Genomic DNA, 6,246 nt, shown 5'->3' with positions numbered 1-6,246 from the left:
ACCGGGAGCCGGGACGGCAGCTGGACCGGGAGCCGGGACGGCAGCTGGACCGGGAGCCGGGACGGCAGCTGGACCGGGAGCCGGGACGGCAGCTGGACCGGGAGCCGGGACGGCGGCGGGACCGGGGGCCGGGACGGCGGCTGGGCTGACTGTGGGGACCGCGGATGGGACGTTCAGTGCGGGATCGGTGGTGAGGATCCGCTGGTGCAGTTGCCGCAGCGGGAGGCCGGGATCACAGCCGAGTTCTTCGGCCAGCAGCTGCCGGATCCGCTGGTAACGGCTGAGGGCATCGGCCGGGCGGCCACAGCGGTACAGGGCGAGGATGAACTGGCCGGCCAGCCGTTCGTCCAATGGGTGCGTCTCGACCCGGGCGGACAACTCGGCCAACAGTCCGCTGTGATGACCGCAGCGGAGCCGGACGTCGGTGTGGTCCAGCTCGACCGCGACCCGTTCTTGGTCGACCGCGTCTCGCAGGGCGTTGATCCAAGGCGTGTCCAGACCCGCGAAGGCATCTCCCCGCCAGAGGCCCAGTGCCTGCCCGAACAGAGTTGCAGCCTGCTCGTCCTGCTCGTTCCGCACGGCCGCCCGGGCCCGTGCGACAACGTCACGGAAACGGTGCAGATCCACCGCCGTCGCCTCGACCTCAAGGACATAACCACCGGAACGCCGGACGATATCCGCCCCCTCGGCGACGGCCAAAGCCTGCCGCAGACGGGAGAGGTAGCCATAGAGCGTGTTCCGGACCCGCTGCGGACGACGGTCGGCCCAGACGCGCTCGACGAACTGGTCCACCGAGACCACCCGGTTCGCGTCCACCAGCAGCACCGCCAGCACACACCGCTGCCGGGCATGACCCAGATCGACGATCCGGCCGTCCACAAGCGCCTCGACGCTGCCGAGCACACCGAACTCAACCGTCACCGCACGCCCCCGAGTCTCAGATCCCCACCCTGGCATAACACCTTCGACCAGCCAATTCAACGTTCGCCCAAGGTTCACCGACGGTCGGCCGCGCACCTTGGTCCAGGTCAGGAAACAGCGCGACGGACCAACCCGGAGGCCCAGCTCGGCTGGCGTCCCGCCGCACAGGAGGAGGACCACCATGGTCAATGGCATCACGCTCAAGGGCATGCGGAAGAAGATCGCGGTCGCGGCGGCCGCCGCAGGGCTGGTCATGGCCTTCGCCGGCCAGGCTCAGGCCGCGACCTATTACCAGAGGACGTCCGACGGCTGCGCCTCCGTCAACGGCTCCTACATCTACTGGCAGGTCGGGACGGCCGGCGGCTACGCCCTCTACGACACCAACTGGGACTTCGAGATCTGGGACAACTGCGCAGACGGCAAGGGCGCGGGGCTCTACACCACCTACCAGAAGTGGGAGAATGGGGGGTGGAACTACCACGGCTACACCAAGCTCGGTTCGGACAGCAACGGTTTCAACAACACCCCCGGCTACGCGAACAGCAACGGGTACAGCGTCCGCGACGTGAAGCTGTACGTCTGCTTCGTCGGTGACGGCAATTCCTGCGTGTCGCTGTTCTAGCGTTCCCAGGAGTCGCTCCGGGCGAGCCCCCGGCATTCGCCGGCGACACCCCGTAGGGGGCACACCCACGGCCCCGGTGCGCCCGTTCTCCCGCTCATGGACGACGGGCGCCCCGGGATGCTCGGGACCTGGTTGCGCGGCACCGGCTGAAAGCCCCGAACCCGACTGAAGGCCCTGAACTCGGGAAACGAGGACACATGACCGATGGACTGCTGCTGCCGCCGGGTGGCGGCCGCCGGATCCAGACCATGACCATGAAGGCGGGTGCGGAACAGTCGACGACCTGGTCGACGTTCGAGGCCGAGGTCGCGCCGGGATTCGATGTCGGAGCGCACCTGCACCACCGGGCCGAGGAGGTGTTCTACGTCCTGGAGGGCGAACTCGATCTCCTCGCCTTCCACCCGACCGCCCAGGCCACCGGCGACTGGCGCTCCTGGGAGTCCGAGACCGGTGCGACAGTGTTGCGGGGCGGACCCGGGAGCTTCATGTTCGTGCCCGCCGGATGCCCGCACGCCTTCTCCAACCCTGGGGCCGAACCGGCCCGGATGCTCTTCCTGGTGTCCCCCGCGGGCCACGAAGCGTATCTCCAGGAGCTCACCGACCTCCTGGGCGCCTCAGGGCCACCGGACCAAGCCGAGATCGCGGCCCTACGGCTCCGCCACGACATCCACCAACTCACCCCGCTCACCTCCCGGCCGCGGACCGAGGGATGAAACCGTAAGTCCCTTGGGGACCTTGACGGGCCCTGTGTTCGGGGAGTGCGTCATCATCCGGCTCGGCTCATGAAGGGGACGACGAACCGCCCGGGGTCGTCCTCAGGACCGCGACGCCGTGTGTTCCTCGACGACGAGTCCCGCAGGGGCCGAAACCGACTCGACCCGGCCGTCGGAGCCGATGGTGACGTCGAGCCGCTCCCCCGCGACGGTGAGCCCTGCGACCGTGAGGGCGCCGACGGGAAGCGGGCCTGTCGGCCGGACGTGGAGGCGGCCGGTGGGGACGTCGGGCTCCAGTCCGGTCAGTGCGGTCATGAGGGCGATGGCCGATGCCGCCGACCAGGCTTGTGGCCGGCAGGCGGCCGGGTAGGGGACCGGCGCGGGGGTGTCCGCGCGGGCGTCGCCGCCCCACAGTTCCGGCAGCCGGTAGTCGAAGGCGGGCGCCGCGTCGAGGATGCCCTCGATGAGCCGGGCGGCGGCTTCGGGGTGTCCGGTGCGGGCGAGGCCGGCGACGGCGATGGCGGTGTCGTGCGGCCAGACGGCGCCGCAGTGGTAGCGCAGCGGGCCGAAGCCTCCGGACCGGGACGACATCGTCCGCAGCCCGTAGCCGTCGGACATGTCGGGGGCGGCGAGCCGTGCGGCCACGGTGTTGGTCTCGTCGGCGTTGAGGATGCCGGTGGCCAGCAGGTGACCCATGTTGCTCGTGACGGAGTCGACGGGGCGGCCGGAGCCGTCGAGCGCCATGGCGGGGTAGGGCCCGTGCCCGTCGGAGACCCAGAACCGGGCGCGGAAGCGGTCGGCGAGGCCGGCCGCGAAGGTCCGCCAGCGTTCGCCGTCGGCCGGTCCGAAGGCGTCCGGCGGTCCGAAGGCGTCGAGGAGTGCCGCCCCGGCGAGGGCCGCCTCGTAGGCGTAGCCCTGTACTTCGGCGAGAGCGAGGGGAGCCTCGGCGAGGCGGCCGTCGGCGAACCGGGCGGCGTCCGCTGAGTCCTTCCAGCCCTGGTTGGCCAGCCCGGTGCCGCTGTGGTCGATGTAGGAGAGGAACCCGTCTCCGGCCCTGGCCGCGGCCTCGATCCAGCCGAGGGCCGCCTTGAGAGAGGGCAGCAGCGGTTCGATGTCGGCGGCGGGCAGGCCCCAGCGCCATGCGTCGTGGAGCAGGCAGATCCACAGGGGGGTCGCGTCGACCGTGCCGTAGTAGACCGGCGGCAGGCGGAGGCCCATGCCGTCGTCGAAGACCCCGCGCCGCACCTCGTGGAGGATCTTGCCCGGCTCTTCTTCCGATGCCGGGTCGGTGCGGGTGCCCTGCTGGGCGGCCAGGGTGCGCAGGGTGCCCAGTGCGAGGTCGGTGCCCAGGGGCAGGAGCATCCGTGCGGCCCACAGGCTGTCCCGGCCGAAGAGCGTGAAGAACCACGGGACGCCCGCAGCGAGGAAGGTGTCACCGGGCGACGCGGCCGTGGCCATGCGCAGCGAGTGGAGGTCGTCCAGGCTCTGCGCGACGAGGGCGGGCAGGCGGCGGTCGTCGGCGGTGACGTCCGGACGCTGCCAGGTGGGCCGGGGGCCGGCGGCCGTGACGACCGCGTCGGGTTCCGAGACCTCGACGGCCAGCCGCAGGTCGACGCTCTCGCCTGGCTCGACCGTGAGGGTCCAGGTCAGCGTGGAACGCTCGGCGTCGGGCGTCGCGCCGGGGGCGGTGACGGCGACCTCGATGGCCTTGTCGCCCCAGCGCAACACGCCGTCGCCGGAGAGCAGTTCGCTCGTCGGCCTGGCGGCGCCCAGTTCCCGCAGGACAAGGCGTTCATCGACGGCGCCGCGTACGCCCAGGCCCCGGTGAATGTCGCGAAGATCGACCAGGTGCTCGCCGACTTCGACACCGGCCTTCAGTCGCTGCCGGGCGCCGACCCGAAGCAGATCCTCGCGCGGCTCCAGAAGAACGCGCAGGCGGTCGTAGGCCAGTAACCCGGACCACCCGGACCACCCGGACACGAACAGAACGAGAGTGAACCTGCGATGAGTGAACCGAATCCCGGGCCCGCACAGGGCCCGGGCAGCGGCCCGGCACCGGCCCGGACGGCAGACACGGCCAAGGCCGGCGGGGGCCGACGCCGCCGTGACCGAGCCCCCCGCGGCGGTATCCGGGGCCGGGAAGGTCTCGCGGGCTGGCTGTTCGTCTCACCCGTCATCGTCGTGCTCGGACTCTTCCTGGTCGTGCCCATTGTCATGGCGCTCTGGGTGAGCCTGTCCGACTGGAACGGTCAGGGCAGCCCCTTCTCGTCGGGCGTGCACTTCGTCGGCGGAGAGAACTACGCGCCGCTGGTCACCGAACCCGGCCTGGCGCAGAGCGACTTCATGATGAGCCTGCGCAACAACGGCTACTACGTGCTCTTCGTCGTCCCGCTGCAGACCGCGCTCGCGCTGGGCCTGGCGCTCCTGGTCAACGGAAGACGCCTGAAGGGCAAGGGATTCTTCCGCACCGCGTACTACTTCCCGTCGGTGACGAGTTCGGTCGCGATCTCGGCCGTCTTCCTGTTCATCTTCTCCTCCAGCGGTGTCGTCAACTCCCTGCTGGCGAAGGTCGGAGTCGACGGACCGGCCTGGTTCGCCGATCCGCGCGGGGTCGTCCATCTCGCCCTCGGCGCCTTCGGCGTGAACTCCGACGCGCCGCCCTCCGCACTCGCCGACACAACGGTCGGCGGCCTGTCCCTGTGGGACTGGATCTCGGGCCCCAGCGTGGCCATGTGCGCGATCATCACCCTGGTCGTGTGGACGACGGCGGGCACGTTCATGCTCATGTTCCTCGCCGCGTTGCAGGACATCCCCCTCGATGTCGAGGAGGCCGCCGAGATCGACGGCACCGGGCGCTGGCAGCGGTTCCGCCACGTCACACTGCCCATGCTCAAGCCGACCCTCTTCCTCGTCCTGCCCCTCGGACTCATCGGCACCTGGCAGGTCTTCGACCAGATCTACGTCATGACCAGGGGCCAGCCGGCGAAGACGACGATGACCCCCGCGTTCCTGTCGTACCAGTCCTCGTTCATCGACAACGAGTGGGGACAGGGCAGCGCCATCGCCTTCATCCTCTTCGCGATCATCGTCGCGATGACGCTCCTGCAGCGGTTCGTCCTGCGCGACAAGGACGAGGCCCGCGCCAAGGCCGCCACACGGCGCGCGGCGAAGGCGGCCCGCTCCGGGTCCGGCCCGACCACGGGGGCGGCCTGATGTCCCGCACCGCCGCGACGGCCCACCCCGCACACCCCGGAACCGACGCCGCCCCGGCGGCCACAGCCGACGTCCACAACAGAGGCACGCGATGAGCCCACAGCACCAGCTCGCCGACGCAGACGACAAGCACACCACCACCCGCCGCACAGGCGCAGGCACACGCCGCGGCGGTGGCCTCACCCGCGCACTCGGCTACACCGCCCTCGTCGCCATCGCGCTGCTCTACATCTACCCCTTCCTCATCCAGCTCGCGACGAGCTTCAAGACCGACGCGGACGCCACCAGTCATCCCCTGTCCCTGTGGCCGCAGCACTTCACGACAGCGGCCTTCGGCCGGCTCGCCGAGGCGGACTATCCGCGCTGGTTCGCGAACTCCGTCGTCGTCTCGCTCTTCGTCACCGCGGGCCGCGTGTTCTTCGACTCCCTGGCCGGATACGCACTGGCCCGGCTGCGCTTCCGCGGCCGGGGCGCGCTGTTCGCCGCCGTCATCGCGGTCATGGCCGTACCCGGTGTCGTCCTGCTCATCCCGAAGTTCCTCGTCCTCAACCAGCTGGGGATGTACGACTCCTACTCGGGCATGATCGTTCCGCTGCTCGCCGACGCCGCGGGGGTGTTCATCATGAAGCAGTTCTTCGAGTCGATCCCCGTCAGCGTCGAGGAAGCGGCCCGGATCGACGGCGCGGGCACCTTCCGGACCTTCTGGTCCATCGTGCTGCCGATGGCCCGCCCGGCCCTCATCACCCTGACCATCCTGTCGTTCCAGGGATCTTGACA

6 protein-coding genes are annotated in these 6,246 nt (G+C 70.4%); 4 read left to right on the top strand and 2 right to left on the bottom strand.

Annotated features, from left to right (window positions below; all coding sequences use genetic code 11):
* Window positions 1-921 (bottom strand): AfsR/SARP family transcriptional regulator (locus ACFPIH_RS36530; RefSeq protein WP_385878445.1); only part of this gene is annotated, 921 nt, incomplete at its 3' end.
* 181 nt (window positions 922-1,102) lie between these two features.
* On the opposite strand from ACFPIH_RS36530, the gene ACFPIH_RS36525 reads away from it, so the two are divergent.
* Together ACFPIH_RS36525 and ACFPIH_RS36520 are read left to right on the top strand one after the other, a co-directional pair.
* Complete coding sequence (locus tag ACFPIH_RS36525) at window positions 1,103-1,543, top strand: Tat pathway signal protein (RefSeq protein WP_381180974.1); 441 nt, start codon at window positions 1,103-1,105, stop codon at window positions 1,541-1,543.
* Window positions 1,544-1,740: 197 nt separating this feature from the next.
* Window positions 1,741-2,256, top strand: a complete 516-nt coding sequence (locus ACFPIH_RS36520; RefSeq protein ID WP_381180976.1) for a cupin domain-containing protein — start codon at window positions 1,741-1,743, stop codon at window positions 2,254-2,256.
* A gap of 102 nt (window positions 2,257-2,358) precedes the next feature.
* Here the strand turns inward: ACFPIH_RS36520 and ACFPIH_RS36515 are convergent, their stop codons facing one another.
* Window positions 2,359-4,236: an amylo-alpha-1,6-glucosidase gene (locus tag ACFPIH_RS36515; protein WP_381180978.1), complete on the bottom strand. Its 1,878-nt coding sequence runs from the start codon at window positions 4,234-4,236 to the stop codon at window positions 2,359-2,361.
* A gap of 24 nt (window positions 4,237-4,260) precedes the next feature.
* Between ACFPIH_RS36515 and ACFPIH_RS36510 the strand changes: the two genes are divergently transcribed.
* Window positions 4,261-5,469, top strand: a complete 1,209-nt coding sequence (locus ACFPIH_RS36510) for a carbohydrate ABC transporter permease (RefSeq protein WP_381180980.1) — start codon at window positions 4,261-4,263, stop codon at window positions 5,467-5,469.
* Between the two features lie 91 nt (window positions 5,470-5,560).
* Window positions 5,561-6,244 carry a carbohydrate ABC transporter permease gene (locus tag ACFPIH_RS36505; RefSeq protein WP_381180982.1) on the top strand — a complete coding sequence of 228 codons (684 nt, stop codon included), beginning with the start codon at window positions 5,561-5,563 and terminating at the stop codon, window positions 6,242-6,244.
* Window positions 6,245-6,246: the final 2 nt, after the last annotated feature.

This window comes from Streptomyces vulcanius (assembly GCF_042653945.1).
Taxonomy (GTDB): domain Bacteria; phylum Actinomycetota; class Actinomycetes; order Streptomycetales; family Streptomycetaceae; genus Streptomyces; species Streptomyces mangrovi.
Note: the sequence above shows the minus strand (reverse complement) of the source record. Positions and strands in the feature narration are given on the sequence as shown.